Source organism: Paraburkholderia sp. BL27I4N3 (assembly GCF_003386115.1).
In the GTDB taxonomy this organism is placed as follows: domain Bacteria; phylum Pseudomonadota; class Gammaproteobacteria; order Burkholderiales; family Burkholderiaceae; genus Paraburkholderia.
In genome coordinates this window covers 368,911-388,291 of record NZ_QREJ01000002.1, presented here as the reverse complement: position 1 = coordinate 388,291, position 19,381 = coordinate 368,911, and the positions used below count along the sequence as shown (strand labels likewise).

16 protein-coding genes and 3 pseudogenes are annotated in these 19,381 nt (G+C 57.9%); 3 read left to right on the top strand and 16 right to left on the bottom strand.

What is annotated here, in order from left to right; genetic code table 11:
- Nucleotides 1-17: 17 nt before the first annotated feature.
- From B0G71_RS39050 to B0G71_RS39035, 4 genes and pseudogenes are all read right to left on the bottom strand, one after another.
- A pseudogene (locus B0G71_RS39050) lies at nt 18-227 on the bottom strand (ATP-binding protein); the annotation flags it as partial.
- Between the two features lie 85 nt (nt 228-312).
- Complete coding sequence (gene istB / locus B0G71_RS39045; protein ID WP_116149758.1) at nt 313-1,101, bottom strand: IS21-like element helper ATPase IstB; 789 nt, start codon at nt 1,099-1,101, stop codon at nt 313-315.
- Between the two features lie 5 nt (nt 1,102-1,106).
- On the bottom strand, nt 1,107-2,633 hold the full coding sequence (gene istA / locus B0G71_RS39040) for an IS21 family transposase (protein WP_220377370.1): 1,527 nt from the start codon (nt 2,631-2,633) through the stop codon (nt 1,107-1,109).
- A gap of 174 nt (nt 2,634-2,807) precedes the next feature.
- On the bottom strand, nt 2,808-3,161 hold the full coding sequence (locus B0G71_RS39035; protein ID WP_258875840.1) for an ATP-binding protein: 354 nt from the start codon (nt 3,159-3,161) through the stop codon (nt 2,808-2,810).
- A gap of 60 nt (nt 3,162-3,221) precedes the next feature.
- Between B0G71_RS39035 and B0G71_RS42355 the strand changes: the two genes are divergently transcribed.
- On the top strand, nt 3,222-3,350 hold the full coding sequence (locus tag B0G71_RS42355; protein WP_258875839.1) for a hypothetical protein: 129 nt from the start codon (nt 3,222-3,224) through the stop codon (nt 3,348-3,350).
- Between the two features lie 370 nt (nt 3,351-3,720).
- On the opposite strand, the gene B0G71_RS39030 is transcribed toward B0G71_RS42355, so the two are convergent.
- The 8 genes and pseudogenes from B0G71_RS39030 to B0G71_RS38985 form a co-directional block, all read right to left on the bottom strand.
- Nucleotides 3,721-4,497: an enoyl-CoA hydratase/isomerase family protein gene (locus B0G71_RS39030; RefSeq protein ID WP_116149757.1), complete on the bottom strand. Its 777-nt coding sequence runs from the start codon at nt 4,495-4,497 to the stop codon at nt 3,721-3,723.
- Between the two features lie 114 nt (nt 4,498-4,611).
- Entirely contained in the window at nt 4,612-6,036 is a 1,425-nt protein-coding gene (locus B0G71_RS39025; RefSeq protein WP_116149755.1) for an MFS transporter, read from the bottom strand.
- A gap of 269 nt (nt 6,037-6,305) precedes the next feature.
- Complete coding sequence (locus B0G71_RS39020) at nt 6,306-7,259, bottom strand: alpha/beta fold hydrolase (RefSeq protein WP_116149754.1); 954 nt, start codon at nt 7,257-7,259, stop codon at nt 6,306-6,308.
- Nucleotides 7,260-7,331: 72 nt separating this feature from the next.
- On the bottom strand, nt 7,332-8,273 hold the full coding sequence (locus tag B0G71_RS39015; RefSeq protein WP_116149752.1) for a hypothetical protein: 942 nt from the start codon (nt 8,271-8,273) through the stop codon (nt 7,332-7,334).
- Nucleotides 8,274-8,415: 142 nt separating this feature from the next.
- A pseudogene (locus tag B0G71_RS39010) lies at nt 8,416-9,615 on the bottom strand (MFS transporter); the annotation flags it as partial.
- A 134-nt stretch (nt 9,616-9,749) separates the two neighbouring features.
- Nucleotides 9,750-10,328 carry a hypothetical protein gene (locus B0G71_RS39005; RefSeq protein WP_116149751.1) on the bottom strand — a complete coding sequence of 193 codons (579 nt, stop codon included), beginning with the start codon at nt 10,326-10,328 and terminating at the stop codon, nt 9,750-9,752.
- Between the two features lie 378 nt (nt 10,329-10,706).
- A pseudogene (locus tag B0G71_RS38995) lies at nt 10,707-10,859 on the bottom strand (transposase domain-containing protein); the annotation flags it as partial.
- A gap of 219 nt (nt 10,860-11,078) precedes the next feature.
- Nucleotides 11,079-12,428, bottom strand: coding sequence for an MFS transporter (locus tag B0G71_RS38985; protein WP_116149747.1), 1,350 nt, complete (start codon nt 12,426-12,428; stop codon nt 11,079-11,081).
- A gap of 488 nt (nt 12,429-12,916) precedes the next feature.
- Between B0G71_RS38985 and B0G71_RS38980 the strand changes: the two genes are divergently transcribed.
- Nucleotides 12,917-13,987 (top strand): transposase, encoded by a 1,071-nt coding sequence (locus B0G71_RS38980; RefSeq protein WP_258875480.1) that lies wholly within the window; start codon nt 12,917-12,919, stop codon nt 13,985-13,987.
- A gap of 230 nt (nt 13,988-14,217) precedes the next feature.
- Nucleotides 14,218-14,532 (top strand): helix-turn-helix domain-containing protein, encoded by a 315-nt coding sequence (locus tag B0G71_RS38975; protein ID WP_220377358.1) that lies wholly within the window; start codon nt 14,218-14,220, stop codon nt 14,530-14,532.
- 368 nt (nt 14,533-14,900) lie between these two features.
- Here the strand turns inward: B0G71_RS38975 and B0G71_RS38970 are convergent, their stop codons facing one another.
- The 4 genes from B0G71_RS38970 to B0G71_RS38955 form a co-directional block, all read right to left on the bottom strand.
- Nucleotides 14,901-15,716: an enoyl-CoA hydratase-related protein gene (locus B0G71_RS38970; protein ID WP_258875838.1), complete on the bottom strand. Its 816-nt coding sequence runs from the start codon at nt 15,714-15,716 to the stop codon at nt 14,901-14,903.
- Between the two features lie 265 nt (nt 15,717-15,981).
- Entirely contained in the window at nt 15,982-16,419 is a 438-nt protein-coding gene (gene hpaR / locus B0G71_RS38965) for a homoprotocatechuate degradation operon regulator HpaR (RefSeq protein ID WP_181916970.1), read from the bottom strand.
- 587 nt (nt 16,420-17,006) lie between these two features.
- Nucleotides 17,007-17,861 carry a 4-hydroxy-tetrahydrodipicolinate synthase gene (gene dapA, locus B0G71_RS38960; protein WP_116149741.1) on the bottom strand — a complete coding sequence of 285 codons (855 nt, stop codon included), beginning with the start codon at nt 17,859-17,861 and terminating at the stop codon, nt 17,007-17,009.
- 75 nt (nt 17,862-17,936) lie between these two features.
- Nucleotides 17,937-19,373: an aldehyde dehydrogenase family protein gene (locus B0G71_RS38955; RefSeq protein ID WP_220377368.1), complete on the bottom strand. Its 1,437-nt coding sequence runs from the start codon at nt 19,371-19,373 to the stop codon at nt 17,937-17,939.
- Nucleotides 19,374-19,381: the final 8 nt, after the last annotated feature.

Sequence of the window (19,381 nt, the reverse complement as noted above, 5' to 3'; positions counted from 1 at the left end):
CGGCGCGCTGCACATAGATCAAGCACCAGAATCTCCGGCGTCGCGTAGTGGTGCAGACGCCGACGCAGCGCTGAGTCGCTGTCTAGCGCTGCGAGCTCGCCGAGCATCTCGCTGGCTGACTTGAAGAGCACCGTGTGGCCTTGGATGAGTGCGTGGTGCGCCATATTCTGCGCAAGCGTCGACTTCCCCACGCCGTTCGGGCCGACGAACACAACGTTGGTTGCGTCTGTCACGGATCGGCGTAAAGGCGCCGGGGATGATCGCCGTAATGGCGCCAGTTGGAAGTGGTGTCAAACGCGGATTCAAACGGCCTCAAGAATGCGGTTTTTTACTGGATTTTGCAACGGCGGTTTCGCCGTTTTCAGGCATCGGCTTAGGCTTGCGGAAGCTCTCGCCCTCGATGACGATGCGGTAGGCACCGTGACGTAGCCGGTCGAGTGTCGCGGCGCCGAGAACCCGGTTGTCGGGGAAGGCGTCACCCCATTCGCTGAGATCGAGATTGGATGTCAGGATGGTAGCCGCCCGCTCATACCTGGCCGCCACCAGGTCGTGGAAGTCTTCGTCGTGTGGCGCGCGCAGGGGTTTGAGCGCGAAGTCGTCAACGATCAGCAGTGGCACACGCACGAACTGCTGGAACTTGCGTTCGTAAAGGCCCGTGGCGCGGGCCGCATGCAGCTTCTTGATCAGATCGGTTTGCGTGACGAACAGGACGTCCCGCCCCTGACGCGCAGCGCAGTGGCCCAGCGCCTGGGCGATGTGGGACTTGCCGACGCCTGTTTGACCGACCATCAGGATTGCCACGTTCTCGTCGATGTAACGACCGGTGGCGAGATCGTGGATGTGCGCGCGGTTGAGCTTCGGCAGCCGGTCGAAGTTGAAGGTTTCCAGTGTCTTGCCTAGCCCGAAGCCGGCGCGCACGAGACGCGCGCCGAGTTTCTTCTGGTCTCGCCGCGCGACTTCATCATGCAGGAGCATCGCGAGGAATTCGGTGTAGGCGAGCTGTCCATCGATTGCCTGCCGGTTGCGCTGCTCGAGCGAGTCGAGTACGCCGGACAGGCGCAGTTGCTTGAGGATCGTATTCAGTTCAGGACTGGGGTTCATGATGTTCAATGCAAGAGAAGGGAGTGGAGGTCACGACCGAAGCGGCCGCCGTTCAGATAGGTGTCGGCAGGCGCCGTTGACGTTTGCGTCGCTGCGGCGGCGGGCTGGCTGTCCAGTCCCTTGTCGAGGATGGTCTTGACGGTGCGGTACTTCGGGCTCGCAAATGCAAGCGCACGCTCGCACGCGGCGTCCAGTCGCTGATCGCCGAACTTCTCGCGCATACGGACGATGCCCTGCGCGCCACGCAGGTTCACCAGCACCGTGTCGTTGAACATCGCGAGAACCAGCGCGTGACAGGATGGCCCGATCTCCTTGGCACGAGCCAGGCACCACTGCGGATCGTGTTCGAGCCACGCCTGCGCCGCCGGCGGCTGGTGGTCACGCACCGTGTGGCGATCACCTGCCTTGCGCAGTCGTGGATGGGTTGCAATGAGTTCGTGCTGATGGAACAGCTGTACGACCGTATCGGTCGATTTGAGCCAGAGGCTCTTGCCAACCAGCTTGAACGGCACGGAGTACAGCGCCTTCTTGTAGACGACGTGTCCGTCCGTATGCACCTTGACTTCGCTCCATACAGCCAGCACCGGCGCAACGTCAGGCAGCGTCGTGAGCAGCGGCTTCTCGATGGCAAAGCGTGCCAGCGGCTGCTCGCGTGTCGTGCCATGTTCGCGCGTGCTGGCCTGCTGCATGATCCATTCGCGCAACTGCCGGTTGGCATCGGTCAGGTCGCGGAACGTGCGCAGCGGCACAAAGGATTTCTTGACATACTTGACGCCCGACTCAACGATTCCCTTCTTCTGCGGGTCGTGCGGTGGACATGCGTCGATCCGGAAGCCGTATCCCTCAGCGAGCGCGGCGTACGAACGCTGGACCTCCGGGCTGTACATGCAGGCTCTGGTGATCGCACACTTCGCGTTGTCGATGATGATGCGGCCCGGGCAGCCACCAAACCACTCAAAGGCGCGACGGTGGCAGGCCAGCCATGTCTCGACGGTCTGGTCGAGCACGAGCTCGACATACTGGTGCCGCGACCAGCAGAGGGTCATGACGAAGAACCACGTCTTGATCTGCGCGCCCGATTCATGTGCCAGTACCGGCCCGGCGCCGAAGTCAACCTGTGCGGCCTCCGCTGGAGCAAACTCAAGGATCGTTGTGGCCGGCACGCCGCGTTCGGCCCTCAGGCCCAGCAGGATACGGCGCACCGCCGAGTAGCTGCCGGTGTAGCCATGGTTGCGTTTCAGCGCGTGGTGAATCGTTGTGCCCTGAACGCCGGCGTCATGCCAGTCACGGATCTGCTCGCGAAACGGCTCGAGCGTGGACACGCATGTGCTCGGCAAATGTGGAGTGCGGCCAAACACGCCGGCAATCACGGTATCGTCAGGCAACGGCTGCCCGGGATTCAGCCAGCCGCGCTCGTCAGCCATACGACGAACAGCGGTCAACTTCTTGCGACCCATCAGGCCGCTACGCCCGATGTCGCGATCAGAATCGCCTTGCCGCATGCGGACAAGGACTTGACGGTACTCAAACAATTCAAACCTCCGGTTGGTCATGGACACTCCGTTCAGAAAGAACGGAGCGTACCCATCTGGAAAGTTCGAATCGCGTTCAACACCCGGCGCCGGTGGCGTCTATATGCCGATCATCGACTGGCTCCTTTACGCCGGTCACGGACTGGCGCCATAACGCCGATCCTGCGCTGGCGCCTATGCGCCGATCATCGGGTGGCGCCAATACGCCGATCCCGGAATGGCTCCATAACGCCGGTCAGTGACAGCGTCGGCGAGGAAGGTTAGCGACATCAGGTCTTCCACTGCCGCGTGGTCGATTCTCGCGGGCCAGCTCCAGTCGAAGTCCGCCATCGCCTTGAACTTGTCCAGTTTCGCCGCCCGGATGCGTCGCTGCAACGAGCGGTGCGCGCGCTCGTCTTCTTCCCACTGCAGCAGCGGCGCGAGCCACGTGGCGCCGTCGATTTCGCCCCAGTGCTCGACGAGGCCGTTCAAGCGCAGCGCCTTTGCGCGCAGACGCAGGATTTCACTGTTGATCGTGATCGACGTCATCGCCTCCCTCCCTTGCCAGTTGCGGGCGCATCCTTGCGTCGCACGTGCTCCGGCAGATTGATGACGACGGGCGGTGATGCCCCTCGCGCCGCGCGACGACGCTTCGCCCAACGCAACGGCCTGAAAGCGACGATTCACATCGTTTACAACTTCTTCAAGGAGCGCAAGCAAGTGCTGCATGATGGCTAACAGGTTGGACCGGGGCGAGGAAAACCCGGTAGGGAAGATGAACCATTGCGTTCGATTTGCAGATGAGGACCTCGCCAGCGAATTCCATTAGGGCGAGCAGGCAAATATCCGCCTGCAAACGGGCCGGACATAAGCGTGCTGCCTAAACCTGCCAGTCAACGACGCAAAACTGTTTGCAATCCGGGAGGCGTCCACATAAGGCCTTCCTTAACAGCTCAATCATCCCGACCGTAGCGCGTAAACGTCAACTCGACCCGAAGAGGCCGAATTTATCCGACAACGCCCATTCGACTTACTACCGGTAGCGCGCCTGACAACCGCCAGAGCTACCAGGTTCCAATCGCCACTTGAACAAATTCACCCGCTCCAGCTAGCATCCCCTGAATTTTGGCTCCCGCTTTTCGCGGAATGCAAGCTGTGCCTCCTTTGCGTCTTCCGTGCGGCTAATAGTGACCGTCATATCCTGCTCGTAACGATATCCGTCGCGCAGGCTCATATCTTCGATTACGTTCAATGTGTGCTTACCCATTCGGGTTGCAAGCGGACTTTTGCGAGCTATCGAAGCCGCGATCTCAAGTGCGAAGGGCATCAAATTCTCGACCTCCGTACAGGCCTCCACCACACCAAGCCGATAAAGTTCGACACCATCTACCCGCATGCCGGTCAACGCCATCCGGCGCAGTCTCGAATGTTCGAAGAGGCGCATGGCGTGTCGTGCGCCACCCATCAGGCCGACGTCGACTTCAGGTAGGCCCAGCATGGTCTTGTTACAAGCGACAAGTATGTCACTTGACGCGACCATCGCAACCCCGGATCCAAGCGCCGCGCCGTTGATCGCACAGATTACCGGCTTGCTGCACTCCCTGATCGCATGGAAACACTCGCGGGTTCGTCTGGAATGAGCCATCAGGTCGCCGGGTCCCTTGATGGTTTCAGCCCGCCCCTTGAGATCAGCACCCGCACAAAAGACCTTACCAGCTCCGGTGAGAACCACCGCTCGCACTTCGTCCATTTCAGAAATGCGATCCAACGCGAGCGTCAATTCGTCGTTCAAAGTCCTTGTAAGCGCATTGACCGGCGGGGCGTCCATCGTCAGTGTCGCCACGTAATCCACGATATGCACGCGTAGCTGAGTCAAATCGTCCATGATTAATTCCAGTAAGTTATCCAAAACGCCTGCGACGCAATAACCTCACCCGTCGCCTCTTGACCATACATACACGCAGACCATCTTTGAGAATCTAGAGATCGACCACGAAGTTCAGTTTCGCTCACCTGAAGCCCTGTGTCGAACGTGTCCAGTGACGTCTTGCCCGGTGTCACGTGGAAGCGGCAGGAAAAATGCCAATGACATCAACGACCCAATGCCAAGAATCACAAATGCTGGCGTGATCGAAGCCGGCGGGACGTGATGTTGGCCCGTGCCGCCTAGAATCTGGATGATCGTCGCGGCGATCGCAACACCGAGGGTTTGCCCAAGCGGCTGCGAGATCGCGACGAGCGTGCTCCCGCTGCTCATCAGGGATTTTTTCACGTCGACGTAAGCAATCGAGTTGAGCGCAGTGAACTGAAGCGATCGGAAGAATCCTCCAACAAAAAGCAAGCTGATGATTACGACATGGGGAGTAGTCGGCTTGAACAAGGCGTAAGAAGAGAATGTGCAGGCTACCGCCATAGCGTTGACCGTTAGAACCGTGCGGAATCCTAGCCAACGCAAAATCGGCCCTGTTGCCGTCTTCATCAACAAGGCTGCGAGCGCGGTCGAACAGGTCATCATGCCGCTGCTCAAAGCCGATAGACCGAAGCCGACCTGAAACAGCATCGATAGCAGAAAGGGGGCGGAGCCATTGAGCATCCTCAGGAACTGGCCGCCGACAACGCCCGCGCGAAATGATCTGAGCCGCAATAGCGAAAGGTCTAGAACCGGGTGCTCGGTACGTCTCGCGCGCAAGCCATAGAGCCAAAGGAATACTGCTCCTCCCAGAGATAGGCTAATCGCCACGGTCACCGGGAACGGCCCTCGGGCGATGTTCTGAAGGCCAAGGATTATTGCGGCCAAGCCGAGACCGCACAGCAAGGTGCCAATAATATCCAGTCGTCTTACTGTTGATTCGCGCAACTGGGGAATGTGTATCCCCGTCATAAAAATGGCAAATAGTCCGATGGGCAAATTCATGAAGAAAATCCATCGCCAGGAAAAGTACGTGACGATAAATCCGCCGATAAGTGGCCCTAGAACTGGACCGAGCAACGATGGCATCGTCAGATATGACGTCGCGCGGACAAGGTCTTTTCGAGGCACCGAATGCAATAGCACCGTCCGCCCGACCGGGGTCATCATCGCGCCTGAAGCCCCTTCGCATATTCGCGCCACAAGTAGTTGACCAAACGAAGCCGACAGCCCGCAGGCAACGCTCGAAGCGACATAGCAGAAGATCGCCGCCCGGAAAACGGTACGACTGCCGAAGCGATCTGCCATCCACGCGCTCAGCGGCAAAAACACCGCTGTCGCCAAAAGATACGCCGTAACCGCGAAGTTCAGGTCGACGGGACTGTGGTTCATCGAACGTGCCATGGTTGGCAAGGCGTTGATGATTACCGTACTATTGAGCGTTTGTACTAGCATCGCACCGCCAATGATCAGCGGCACAATCGGACTGAAGCGTGCTGTAGAGTCACCACTCATCGCTGCGGCACCTGAAGGTTTTCAACCATCTTCCCCACGCTGGCTGCTGATTTGATGCCGGCAGCATGGTATCCATGCTGCCGGTTCGCTATTCCGAAAATCGAACAGCGGGTCCGCTTCTGCGCAACGCATCTCTGATTCTTTTTAGGCTCGACGTTAGCAGCGATGCGTCACTACCAAGGTCGTGTGAGCTGCCATGAACGTTGACGTCTTCCTCTTGAAGACCTTCCCATTTGCGTTGAGCTGGCTACAGCCAGCGCTTTTGCTAACTAGCGTGCCGCCGCCATTTCAGCCCTTATTTCTGTGGCGCGCAAATCTTGGGACCGAACCGGCGGCTTGACAATCCGATTCGAGTATCCGGCAAGGAAACGAAGCATCAGATAATTGAAATCGTCTACCCGCTCGACCATAGTCCAATGGCCGGAGTGGCCGAACACCATCAGATCGGCATTCGGAAACGCTTCGGCCAGCGCGAGAGCGTTCTCGGGCGGTCCTAGTGAGTCCTCCCGGCCATAGATCACGAGGGTCGGGACGGTGCAAGTCCTCGCCACATCGACGTCGAGGCGCGTCTGCTTGATGGAGGCTGACTGCAAGCGCGTCGTTTGCGCATGGCGTTCTGCGGCACCGGGCATGGAGATCAAGCGGGTGCGATATTCGACCAGCATCTCGGGAACCATTGCCGGATCGCAAACGAGCTTGCGAAGCGCCTCACGAATCATGTCAGCGCTGTAGAACGTAATTTCCTCCCGGGAACTACGCTGGCCCTTGAAACGCGGCTCCGGCCAGAATGCACCACCATTGCCGATCACGATATTGCCGAGGATTCGATCCGGATTCTGGAGCGTGACCCGCGTCGAGATTCGTCCACCCAGTGAATTACCAACCACATAGGCATGCTCAATGCCAAGGGCATCCATGAATGAAATAATCTGGTCTGTCCAAGCTTGAACGCCCGGCTCCTTGTCGGCGGGTGTCTCGGTCCAACCGAATCCGTACAGATCTGGCGCGAGTGCACGGTATCCATTAGCGACCAACGCCGGGATATTCAGATAAAAATTGGCTGCCGCCGTAATTCCGGGTGCAGATCCATGGACAAATATGACCGGGATACCCTCACCCTCGTCGAGGTAGTGAATTTTCCCCGTATCCCCCTCGGACAGCCAATGCGAAGAAAAACCGAAATACTCTTGAATGCTGTCTGCAGTGAATGCCTGGTCTGGCATAACCCCTCCGAAATCACATGAAGTAGCGTCATTGCCTCTTGTCGAAGCAGAACGGTGTCGACGCACGCGCGCTTATCGCTCTGTCTGGGGCCAGTATGCGAAGGCGACACCGGTCTGTCCCGAGTGGATTGGCATGTAGTCGATAACCTCGGCCTTGCGGTTCATCGCAGCCGCCGCAGTCAGCCATGCGCGGATCTCGCCGGTGCCGGCGCGCTGCGTGTCAGAATCGAAGGCAAACAGGTGCTCCAGCGCGGCGACGTCATTGCGCTGTAATCGCTCCAGAATCCACGTATCCAGCGGAATGTCGACATAACCACGCAGCAACGTATTCGGGTAGTGCGATAACCCGCCCGAGGCGTAAATCGCCGCCCTCTCGGGCCGCTCTGAGAGAATGCCGGCGATCGCCCTGCCAAGTGCAATACAGCGACGCGCCGATGGCATAGGCGCGTAGTATTCGTTGATGAATACGCAGACGATGGGAATCGTGCCCGAAGGATCGACTTCAGGCACCGTGCGCGCAACCATGTGCGAGATACCCACGCCCGGCTTGCCCGCCGGGCGGAACCTGGCCATGCTTGCGATATCGAAATCGCGCTTGATCAACTCCTTGCACAGGTGTCGCGACAGCTCCACATGATTCTGGAAAACCACCTTCTCCCGCTCCGGCGCTGGAATGTCCGGATCGAACGCCGCACGCCCCCACATCTCCTCCGAGCCCGTATAGATCGCCAGCGCCGGGTTATTGGAACTGTTGAACATATCACCCTGGTCGTCACCGACCATGATGATCACGTCCGGCCTGTAATCCGCCAGTTGCTGCCTGAGCGTCGAGAAGCCTGTCCGAATCCGACTCACCAGTGACTGCGCGTATTCCAGTGAACTGGCCTCCCTGCCCGCCGTCTCCGGGAACTGCTCAACCAGATGCGCCGGATAGCCTTTCAAGGTGTCGGCGAAGCGCTCGGCCGGGCGCCACAGCGAGCGCCCGTGAGAGGAAGCCATACCAAAATCAAGCATTGTTCATTAACTCCGTGGGTCGGGTGCGGCATACCTCCAGCACGTGCCGTGTCGCCCAAGGGACCCGTTAGCACCACTGCAGCCGGTTACCGTATTTGAATACTCCATCAACTAAAAGTCAATACTCTGGCCTATAGGGTTTTCACCGCTGGCCAGCATCTCCTCCCCAAATCACAATGCTCATGTGTTGCTGCTTATCGGCAGCGACACATCGTGGTCCACCGGGTATCACCGCAAGGACGGATGACCCGCCCATTGGGGCTCGCTCCCTCAGAGCCTCAGGCATGGTTAGCAGGAAGACCACAAATCCCACCAGCGCGACCGACGCGAGAGTCACAAACGCGAAACTGTAACCGGCCTTCACGACGATCAGACCGGCAACCGTGTTGCTCAGCGATGCGCCGATGTCCTGGGTTGTCGCGACGTCACCCTGGCTGATGTTGTAGCGTCCGGTGCCGCGCATCAGGTCGGCGAGCACGACCGGCATCAGGGCACCGAAAATGCCGGCACCGACGCCGTCAAGCAACTGCACGCCGACCAGCCAGAACGCGTTGTCGGAGAGCGGGTACAGAAAGCCGCGGATGGGCAGGATTGCGAAAGCAGCCAGAAAGATTGGTTTGCGGCGCCATCGATCCGCTTTCGCGCCCACGAGCAGCGCCAACGGCAGCATGACCGTCTGAGCGGCGATGATGCACGCCGACATTGGCGCGGTTTCCTCGCCAGCGTGCGCGAGTGCCAGTTTCTGTCCGACGAGCGGCAGCATAGGTGCGTTAGCAAAGTGAAAAAGCGCGACACAGGTGGCGAAGACGACCAGTGGTCGGCATCCAATCAGCACGGCCCAGCTGGAGGGCTGCTTGCGCCTGTCGGGCCGCGCTGACTCGCAGCCGCGCGTGCGGGCATTGTCGATCGCCCGGACCGGAATCGACAGCACGGGAATCACCGCCAGCACGGCGAGGATCGGCACCAGATAGAACACCGCGCTTTGCGAAAACCACCAGCCGACGACACCAGCCACCACCGCGATGAACACGTTGCCGGCATTATCGAACGCGGCGTTACGGCCCAGACCAGCGGCGAGGCCGTCTCTGCCGAGCACACCCACGGTGATCGCCGCAACCGCCGGCCCGAAGATCGCGCCTGCCACGGCCATCACTGCATTCGCGGTCGCGACCACCGGAAAGACTGGGAACAGCGTGATCGCGAGCCCGCTGATGGCCAGCGTCATCACGCCCGCGACGATCGTGCCCCGCTTGAAGTGGGTCCCGTCAATGAAGGCGCCAACCGGCGTGTGGATCGCAAGGCCGATCAGTCCGCTCGCCGTCATCACCGCGCCAATCGTCGCCTGGTCCCAGTCGGTGCTGCCGGGTCAGCAGGAATATTTGAGATAGGGACCGAGTCCACCCCGGACATCAGCGAGGCTGAAATTCAGCCAGTCCACCGGCGCGCGATATCGCATCTGTGCCGCCGGGCTAAGGGTCACGCGCGACGTCGCCCGGCGTCACGCCATACGTTCCCGACCAGGATCACGGCGAGCCCAAACCAGAGGAGCGCGTCGGGCCAACGTGCGACGAAGTCGACATGGCGAAACGCCAACGCGCAGACGGTGACCCAGCCCAGCGCCACGAGCGCGAGGCTGGCATCGCCGACAAACAGCCCGAGCAGTTTGTGAATCAGGGATTTGATGGTATGCATGGCGTCGCGCTCACCGGGAGGCAGTGGATTGAGCCTGCCGGCCGCTGACTCCGGCAGCCGCCAGCGGTCATGACGACAACCGCCAGGAAAGCGGCGATCAGCGCAGGTCGACCCGTCAGCACCGGGCCAGGTCACACCGATCCCTTCGCCGCTCCAGAACGTGTTGAATGCGCAGAGCAGCACCCCGACCACGAACTTGAGGGTGTTTTCCGGGACGCGGGCAATCGGCCGGTGAACGATCAGGCCCAGCCCAACTACAACGACGAACGCCATGGCCGCACCGAGACTCGCAAAACCGGGCTGGCCCCCGGCCGCACCCACCGCCATCACGATGAACACGACCTCGATTCCTTCGAGAATCACGCTCTTCCAGCCGCTTCCAAGCGGCCGCCACCGCCATCATGTCCAGTGCCATGTGCGCGGCGGCACCTGCCCGTAGCGTTTCAGTCTCGCTGGCGTATACCGCCGCTTCATCGTGGAGGACTATGACACCTGCGGCTCGCAGGATAGCCTTCCTGAGCCAGCGCAACCCGCACAGGAGCAGCAGGATGCCGACGGCGAGCTGGAGACTGTGGAGCGGGATACGCGCGAGCCCCTGTCCCGTAAACGGCTTGGCCGGGCCGGTGCCCGATTCGCGCGCGCGTGGGGCATGATGTGAGGGCGAGGATATGTCCGGATAGGTCACGTGAGAACGTGCCCATGATCGGCGATCGTGGACACGATCTATCTGGATCTACCTGGTCAAACGGTGCGCGTGGGCGAAGCGTCCGGCTTCAGTTTGTCGGCCACGTTCCAGAGACGCAGTTCGTCGATGCGATTGATCTTGTGATCTGCGATATGGGTCAGGACGTATTCTAGATAGGCACGCGGATTGATGCCGTTGAGCTTGCACGTGCATGCCGAATCCCGCGCTATGCCGAAGTAGTTCGTTGCTTTACATGAAGCACAGACTCAAGGACGGCCCGGTGGGTGCGGCCGCGCGCTCCTTGTTCAGCGTCGCCACGGCCTACCGCATTGAAGAGCATCCACGACTGCTATCGCAGAAGAAGGCGCCGCGCGAGCGCCGACGCGAGGATCCACTGGCCGGGATATTTGATGTCAGTTGCGATCGTTCTACGGGACGCGCGCAACGGCATTCTTCGTATCGTCACTTTGTTTCCGACCTGGATTCCGCAACACAGCAAAATGCATCGCGAGGCCGCCAATAAGACAAATACCCGCCAGAAATGAGAAGTAAGCCGGGCGTCCCCACCCCGCTCCGATCATAAACCCACCCATCAATGGACCAAGCGCGGATCCGGTTCTTCCGATTGCAATCGCAGCACCGAGTCCGGATGTGCGAATATCTGCTGGAAAGAAACGCGTCGTATTGACATATACCCCCGTATACGTCGCATGGGAGAAAAAACTTGCCAGACCTACCAGCAGAAGCAGAAAGAGCGGTCGGTCCGATGGCACCGCGAAGCCCAGGAGAGATCCAGCGGTAAGTACGTAGCAAATGACGGTTAGTCGGCGGGCACCAATCCATTTCGAAAAATAGCCTGCAAAGAGATTTCCTAGCCCCGCGCCAATGCCCAATGCAATTCCACTGGCAATCGCAAGACGATGTGAGAGACCTGCATCCGTTAGCACCTTAGGGGTCCAGCTGTTAGAAAAATTACTTACGAATAGCTGGCAGAAAGCCGCAAGACCGAGCAGTAGTAAAGGAAAAAAATAGGCCCCCGTGAGCAATTTGCTGAACGCCGCGCCGCTTTGCTGCCTTTCTGGAACAGCCGGTAGCCTGCCTATACTTTCGTGCCCAAATTTGCTTAACACCTCGTTGAGGCGAGCGAGCGCATTTCTTGGCTGCTTAACGAAAAGGTAGTCCACCGACTCCGGTAACAGAAAGAAGTTGGCGGACAGGACAAAACAATTCAAAGTGGCGCCCACAAAGAAGAACGAGCGCCAACCGTATCGGTTGACAAGGAGTACTGCAATCGAAGAGCAAAGAATTGCACCAATTGCAAGTCCGATATGGAGCAGCGATAAAAATAGGTTCCCAGAGCGCCGGTTCGAGTATTCAACGACCATGACGTTGAGGCACGGCACCATGACTCCTATGCCTAATCCGGTGAAGAAACGGAGAACAGCAAGCGTGGAGACGGAGCCGGCAAATGAAGCAGCAAACATTGCTACAGAAACAAGGCATCCAGCCACGAGAATGGTCGGCCGTCTGCCAATATGGTCGGCGCAAAAGGACATCAGAGCGCCACAAATCATCCCTACCGATGCAGCACTGAAAATAATACCCAATTGCTCCGGAGTGGAGCCCCACTGTTTGATCAGCAAAGGGGCCGCAAACGACATCACACTCGTATCAAATCCATCGATAACAGTAGATGCGATACAGACCAGCACAGCGATTATTTGCATAGTGCTCATTGGCGAATCTTCGATAATCTGCCGGGTCTTCGTTTGAGTCATGATATTCGCATTAATTTAATCCAGCAAGGGTCAACCATGCGCGTTGAAGTGGCATCGGGGAAACGCGGACGGCAAGCTACCGGCAAATTCAATTCAACACTGCTGCAATCATTCCGGCGGCCAAATCGATCGACGTTCAGCAACCACGTTCGCGATACCCCTCATAAGATAAATAATCATACTTTCCTATAAAAGTCGTCATATATTTTTATATAAAATTTAAGTGCATTTGCGTATTTTCATCGCAAAAACCAACGATGAACCATATAATAATATATTAACTAACTAAAGCAATTTAGGACTTTCCCTACCGTGGGGCCCAATGCTCTCAACTTAAGCCTCGAAGGGCTTGTATACAGGGCGTTAGCCCTGTAAACTTCATCGCATAACTCACTGATAAATCAACGATATGAACTCAAATACCAGCGTCCTCAAGGCTTCTGGCTGAGTTCTCCGAATTCCTGTTCGATCCGGCGCTCGCCGATCGCGTGCGTCGTTCTCCCACCGCCTTTACCCGCAATCGCACACTGACCTTGCCGCGCATGGCCGCGCTGATGATGTCGGGCATGTGCGCCAGTGTGCAGGCCGAACTTGACGCGCTATTCGGCGCACTGGGAAGCCGCGGCGGGCGCACCCGCGCTGTCAGCGCACAGGCCTTCAGCAAGGCGCGACGGGGCGTGTCTGCCGAACTGTTCGAGCTGGCCCGCGCCCGCCTGATCTCGCTGGCCCAACCCCATATCGATTCGATGCGCTGGCACGGCCTGAGGCTGGTCGCCGCTGATGGCAGCCGCCTGCGTGTGGGCACGCGTCGCGGCCATGAACTGCGCGCCGATCACTACGCGTTTGCGCTATTCCTGCCGGGTTCCGAACTGACCCTGCACGCTGCACTTCATCCCGCCGACGGCGGCGAGCGGCAGATGCTGTTCGAAGCCCTCGATGTGCTGCAACCGCATACCGACCTGCTGCTGCTCGATCGCGGCTATATCGGCAACGCGATGGTGGCCGCACTCGCACAGCGCGAAATCCCGTTCTGCATGCGCGTCGATGCGCGTAACTGGAAATGCGTCAGCGCCTTTGCCCGCAGCGGTAAAGCCGAGCGTGTGGTGACACTGGACGCGCCCGGCGAACTGGATGCCCGCGACTATGAACTGGCGCGTACGCCCACCACTGTTCGCCTGATCCGCGACGTCACGCCGGGCGGTCGCGTGCGGGTGCTGATGACCTCGCTGCTCGATGGCGGGCGTTATCCGGCGGCATCGTTCGGCGCGCTCTATCACCAGCGCTGGCGGGTCGAGGAAGCGTTCAAACGACTCAAGCACCGGCTGCGGCTGGAAGCCGTCACAGGCCTCGATTACCTGGCGTTACAGCAGGACTTCGGCGCAAAATCCTCGCCGACAACCTGTTCACCCTGCTCAGCGATCTCGATGCGCCGCACGACGACAGACATGCCAGCCGTCCTAACCGGGTGTATGCACTGGGCGCACTCAAGCCCATCCTCGGCGCGTGTCTTCTGCGCATCCAGCGCTGCCTGGACGGCCTCGCCGGTGTGCTGGAAATGATCCAACAGACCCGATGCCGGATACAGCCCTCACGCTCCTATACAAGACCACCCAGAAAAGCCAAGCCCCACTTCCACCTCGCGTACAAACTTGCTTGATGCAGCGGAGCTTAAGTTGAGAGCATTGCCGTGGGGCCCGGCGCGAACACAGTAACCCAAGGAAGGTAAGTGTTCCTGGTAAAACTGTTTGGATTTCGGTAACCTGGATTTTTCCCTAGTACCGAGGTGTCGATGAAATCGCGTGTGAAGCTTGTGAAGGCTGAGGAGATCACATTGCAGGAGATGGCGATCAATCACCGGCTCAAGAACACGCGCAGACGCGCCACTGGTCTTTTGATGCTCGCTCGCGGGGATAAGCCAAAGGTCGTTTGTGAAGCCTTCGGTGTGAGCGACCAGGCTGTCTACAATTGGGCTCACGCGTGGCGTATTGGAGGCGTTTGCGCGCTCATGGGCGGTCACAACGGTGGTCGGCCGCGTGCACTTGCCGATGACGTGGTCGCTGTCGCGCTGGAGATTGCGCGGGCCGAGCCGCTTACCCTGGCCTAGATAGTTCGGCGCTTTGAGCAGGCACAAGCCCAGGCGCTGCCCTGCAAGATAGAAACGCTGGGTGAAGCCCTCAAGCGTGCGGGCTTCACTTTCAAGCGCAACCGCTTCTCGCTGGAAAAAAGCGCGATGAACAGGAGTTCGAGATGAAACAGGCCACACTTGAGAAGCTTCAGGTCGCCGTGCGCGACGGCCAGTATCGCCTGTTCTATTTCGACGAGGCCGGCTTTTGCGGATCACCGCCTGTGCAGCGTAGCTGGTCACCACGTGGACTGTCCCATGCCATTGAACCTAACCGCCTCATATCTAAACGTCGACAGTTCACACCAATCGTCGGCCGTCGTCCCGCTGAGTCAAATCAGTCGGAGTTTCTAATAGCCCCTAAACTCGGGCTGTCGCTTCTCAATGGTCGCCGTTAGCGCTTCGATATGATCTTCTGTATGGTGACATGTAGCTTGGAAAAGCGCGCATTGATCGAGAAAATCCGGCAATTCCATGCGTTGTGCAGACTTCATCAGTCGTTTGGTCATGCGAAGCGCACGCGGCGACTTGCGCGCGAATTCCTCGGCCATCGCGATGCACACACTCATCAATTCTTCCGGCGCGACGACATCCAGAAGAATGCCCATAGACTTACCTTCATTGCCACGGAAGGTTCGACCACTGAAAGTCAACTCCGCGGCCCGTTGATAGCCGACAAGTCGCTGAAGCAGCCAACCCCCGCCATCGCCTGGAATGATGCCCACGTTGATAAACGTCTCGCCCATCAAGGCGTCAGGAGTGGCAAATCGAATGTCGCACATGCACGCAAGGTCGAAACCCGCGCCGATCGCTGATCCGTTGATTGCTGCAATCGAAGGCACCTCGAGGCGGTTCATGGCAAGCGGGAACCTTTGGATACCCTCGCGATATTTTTTTTGAATATCGTACACGCTCCCGCCAAATCCTCCTTCTCGCTTAAGCATGTCCTTGATATTCCCACCAGCGGAAAAGGCCTTGCCCGCTCCCGTCAGAATAAGCGCCGACACCGATTCTTCACGGTTTATCCAGTCGACCGTTGCTTCTATGTCAGCAACCAGCGTCGTGCCGGTCAGTTCATTGCGAACATCGTCACGGTTGAGCGTGAGAGTTGCTACGCCATTGGAAATCTCCAGCAAAGCGTCTTCAAGTTGTGGCTTTTCGATCACCTTTCCCCCTCTTTGAGTTAACCAGCCTCTCGTGCAGCCTATGGAGGAGGCACGCATCCACGTTTTGGAATCCTAAACGGTCGACCCGGAATTCATCTGTATTCTCAGGATTTCAGCCACACTGCGTGCCGCGTGCACCGCCTGAACTCAAACCGCCTGATCTATCAGTGAGCCTGGCTCCGGTATCAACAATCAGTTTATTCAGGACCATACTCCGCACCTGTAGTCGGCCATGGGGTGCGAACTATCTTGGCCAGTAGCAAACCTACTGGTCAGATAATTCATTCTCCGATACGGAAGCCAAATGGGCGCTGGTGTACTCAAGAACGCGATATAACTCATCCAGCCGCTCGGGCCCGAGCACCGCATCAAGCTTCCGGTAAATTGATTCGAAGATCGGTTGGATTTCATTGACTAGGGCCCTGCCGCGGGGGGTAAGCGAAACCGCAACCCGCCGACGAAACTCATCCTTCGTCATTTCACGGCGCGTGACGAGGTCGCTCTCTTCCATTCGGGCGACAATACCAAGGATACTGGGTCGCATCACGAGGCAGGCGTCCGCAATCTGGCTCATGCCCAGCTCGTTCTGCTCATCCAGTAGACGTAAAATGCGCCATTGCTGCTCAGTAATTCCGAACTGTCGAAAGGTCGGTTGAAAGTGCGAACGGACTTGCTCTCTTACTGTGAGCAGCAGGAATGCCAAGTTTCTTCTTTGTGCGATCATTGTGATCTATTCATAATCCTACGAAACGAAATCGACCCTCGCACGACGGCCATGAGAATCCGTCGGGAGGTTTATACCGGCATCGCCACTCGCCTCGCATCCACCCACCCACCCTTACAATTCTGCGGAAACGAGACATAAACAATCGTTAGCTTGGGTGAAGAACAACCCTGTCAAGGGACACTTTTAAGCCAGCTCGCTACCGGCGGCAGCGACATGCCGTAGCCCAATTTAACATGTTAACCATGGTGCAAGAAAGCAATTCAGGAGACGCGCGGCCATCTTCGCTTACCGACTCAGAAAGAATGAGCTCATTTCTACATGCGCCCTTGCTACGTGTGCCCTTGTCCTGGCCGCTGGAATGTATTCACTGCCGCCCAGCTAGGCTCGCAGCAGCTATCCTGAAAAAAATACTTCGAATGATGTCCGTCAGACACCTGTTATTTGTGTTCGCATCGCGTCCGAATCAGCTAGGCGACCGCGCCTACGCAACCTTGCCATTCCATCGCCGCATGTCGCAGAATGTGAACACCCAATGGATGCCGCAATGGGCCACGCTGAGGCGCCTAATGAAGGAGACCCGTTAGACGGACCTGAAGCTCACGTGAAGCGGATGTCATCGGTGGGCGCATCACATTCCCAATGAGACCGAGTTGGGCTAGGGCTGCCTTCACCGGAGCCGGGTTGGGCTCAACTCCCAACGCTCGGATGAGCGGCACTATCTGATGGAATAATGAGCGCGCCTGCTTGATGTCTCCCCTCTCCATCGCGTTGTGTACGGCGACGAAAGTTTCTGGACGGACATGCGCCGAAGCAGCGATTGCGCCCACACCACCCATACAAAGGGTGCTTAAGATATTTATATCGTCTCCTGCCAGAACCTGCAGTCGCCCGTCAAGTATCAAAGCCAATGTTTTCTCGATCGTGCGCGCACAGTCTTTTACCGCCTTGATACGAGGATGTTCTGCCAGACGCAACAGCGTATCGATGCAAATACCAACACCTGTCCGATACGGAATGTCATAAATGATCAGCGGCTTGTCGCTGACGTCCGCGAGCGACAAGAAGTGGTCGACGAGCCCAGACTGCGAAGGCCGGACGTAATAAGGTGCCGAAACCAGAATTCCGGCAACGGGCAACTGATTATAGTGTGCGATCGAGCCCTTCAGATAATCGATATTGTTACCGCTCAATCCGACCACGACCGGCGTGGATGTTGCAGCTTCCAGGATCGCGGACAATACCGCCTCCTGCTCGGCAGTGCTCAAGGAGGAAGGCTCGCCAGTCGTGCCCAGCGCCACGAAACCAGAAACACCGGCTTTTTTATAATGTGCTACGAGGTGACGAAGCGCGGCGTCATCGACTTTGCCATTCGCAAACGGTGTAACCAGTGGAATCCAGATGCCCGAGAATGTAGACATTTCTTACCAACCTTCTGAAATTTGATACCGGCATACGTCGCCGTCGCGCATTTCTGCTAAATCGCCGCCCGGAGCCTAGCCACAATTGACATACGCCGTTTTTACCGTTGTGTAAAACTCACGCGCGTAGCTGCCCTGTTCGCGGGGCCCAAAACTTGAAGCCTTTCGTCCTCCAAACGGAACATGGTAGTCCACCCCAGCTGTAGCGGTGTTAACCATCACCATTCCGGCTTTAACGTGGCGCTTGAAATGCGCGGCATATTTCAATGAAGCCGTACAGATCCCGGCAGACAAGCCAAATTCAGTGTCGTTCGCTACCGCCAATGCTTCGTCATAATTTTTGACCTTGATCACAGAGGCTATCGGCCCGAATACTTCTTTGCGATTGATACGCATGCGGCTGGTTGTATTCGTGACAAGCGCAGGAGCAAGAAAGAATCCATCTGTTTCGCAGTGCACCCGCTCTCCACCGTAAACTACGGCGCCCTCATCCTTCGCTATCGCGAGATAACGCTCGTCCTGTTCAAGCTGCCGGGCGTCCACAACAGGCCCGACCTGTGTAAGTTCGTTTAGAGCACTGCCTACTCTCAGGGACTTCATACGTCGCACTAACTGCTCGACAAAAAGGTCGTGAATATTCTCTACCACGATGATGCGACTGGAAGCGGTACATCTCTGCCCCGTTGAAAAGAAGGCACCATTGATACAGGCGTCGGCGGCGACATCCAGATCCGCGTCATCCAGTACGACCATCGGATTCTTACCCCCCATCTCCAACTGGACGCGCTTTCCTCGTGAAACACATCGCGTGCCGATTCGCGCACCGGTGGATACCGAACCGGTGAAGCTGATGCCATCGATACCCGGGGTCTCGACCATCGCTTCGCCCACGATATTTCCTTGACCCATTAGCAGATTGACAACGCCGTCAGGGACTCCAGCCTCTGCCAATATACTAACAAGCTCCCAGGCACTTGCGGGTACCTGCTCTGCTGGCTTGAATATTACGCAGTTTCCAAATGCCAACGCCGGCGCCATCTTCCACGCAGGAATGGCTACGGGAAAATTCCATGGAGTAATAATTCCGAACACCCCGACTGGCTCGCGGGTAACCTCAACGCTAATTCCTTCCCGAATCGACGGTGCAATTTCTCCGTTGCTGCGAAGTGCCTCTCCCGCGAAAAACTTGAAGATCTGACCGGCTCGACGAACCTCCGCCAGCGCTTCATTCAAGGTTTTCCCCTCTTCGCGCGCGAGCAATCTGCCGAGCTCGACACCCCGTCCTATCAGATCGCTACCCACGCGATCAAGCAGGTCGAAGCGCTGCTGTGGAGTTGTCATTGACCAACTGGGGAATGCGGCTCGCGCAGCATCGACTGCTCGGTCGACATCTCGTTCGCTCGCTTGCGCATAATCCCCAATGACGTCCGCAAGGTCAGAAGGATTGACATTTCGCGACACTTCTTCGCTCGGCACCCAAGCACCGCCGATATAGTTCTCGTAGGAATTCACCATGGATT

Bases quoted from the DNA above. Each gene is read 5' to 3' on its own strand.
- istB (WP_116149758.1), bottom strand. From the start codon at position 1,101: ATGAACCCCAGTCCTGAACTGAATACGATCCTCAAGCAACTGCGCCTG.
- B0G71_RS39035 (WP_258875840.1), bottom strand. From the start codon at position 3,161: ATGACGTCGATCACGATCAACAGTGAAATCCTGCGTCTGCGCGCAAAG.
- B0G71_RS42355 (WP_258875839.1), top strand. From the start codon at position 3,222: ATGACGACGGGCGGTGATGCCCCTCGCGCCGCGCGACGACGCTTCGCC.
- B0G71_RS39030 (WP_116149757.1), bottom strand. From the start codon at position 4,497: ATGGACGATTTGACTCAGCTACGCGTGCATATCGTGGATTACGTGGCG.
- B0G71_RS39025 (WP_116149755.1), bottom strand. From the start codon at position 6,036: ATGAGTGGTGACTCTACAGCACGCTTCAGTCCGATTGTGCCGCTGATC.
- B0G71_RS39020 (WP_116149754.1), bottom strand. From the start codon at position 7,259: ATGCCAGACCAGGCATTCACTGCAGACAGCATTCAAGAGTATTTCGGT.
- B0G71_RS39015 (WP_116149752.1), bottom strand. From the start codon at position 8,273: ATGCTTGATTTTGGTATGGCTTCCTCTCACGGGCGCTCGCTGTGGCGC.
- B0G71_RS38985 (WP_116149747.1), bottom strand. From the start codon at position 12,428: ATGACTCAAACGAAGACCCGGCAGATTATCGAAGATTCGCCAATGAGC.
- B0G71_RS38975 (WP_220377358.1), top strand. From the start codon at position 14,218: ATGAAATCGCGTGTGAAGCTTGTGAAGGCTGAGGAGATCACATTGCAG.
- dapA (WP_116149741.1), bottom strand. From the start codon at position 17,861: ATGTCTACATTCTCGGGCATCTGGATTCCACTGGTTACACCGTTTGCG.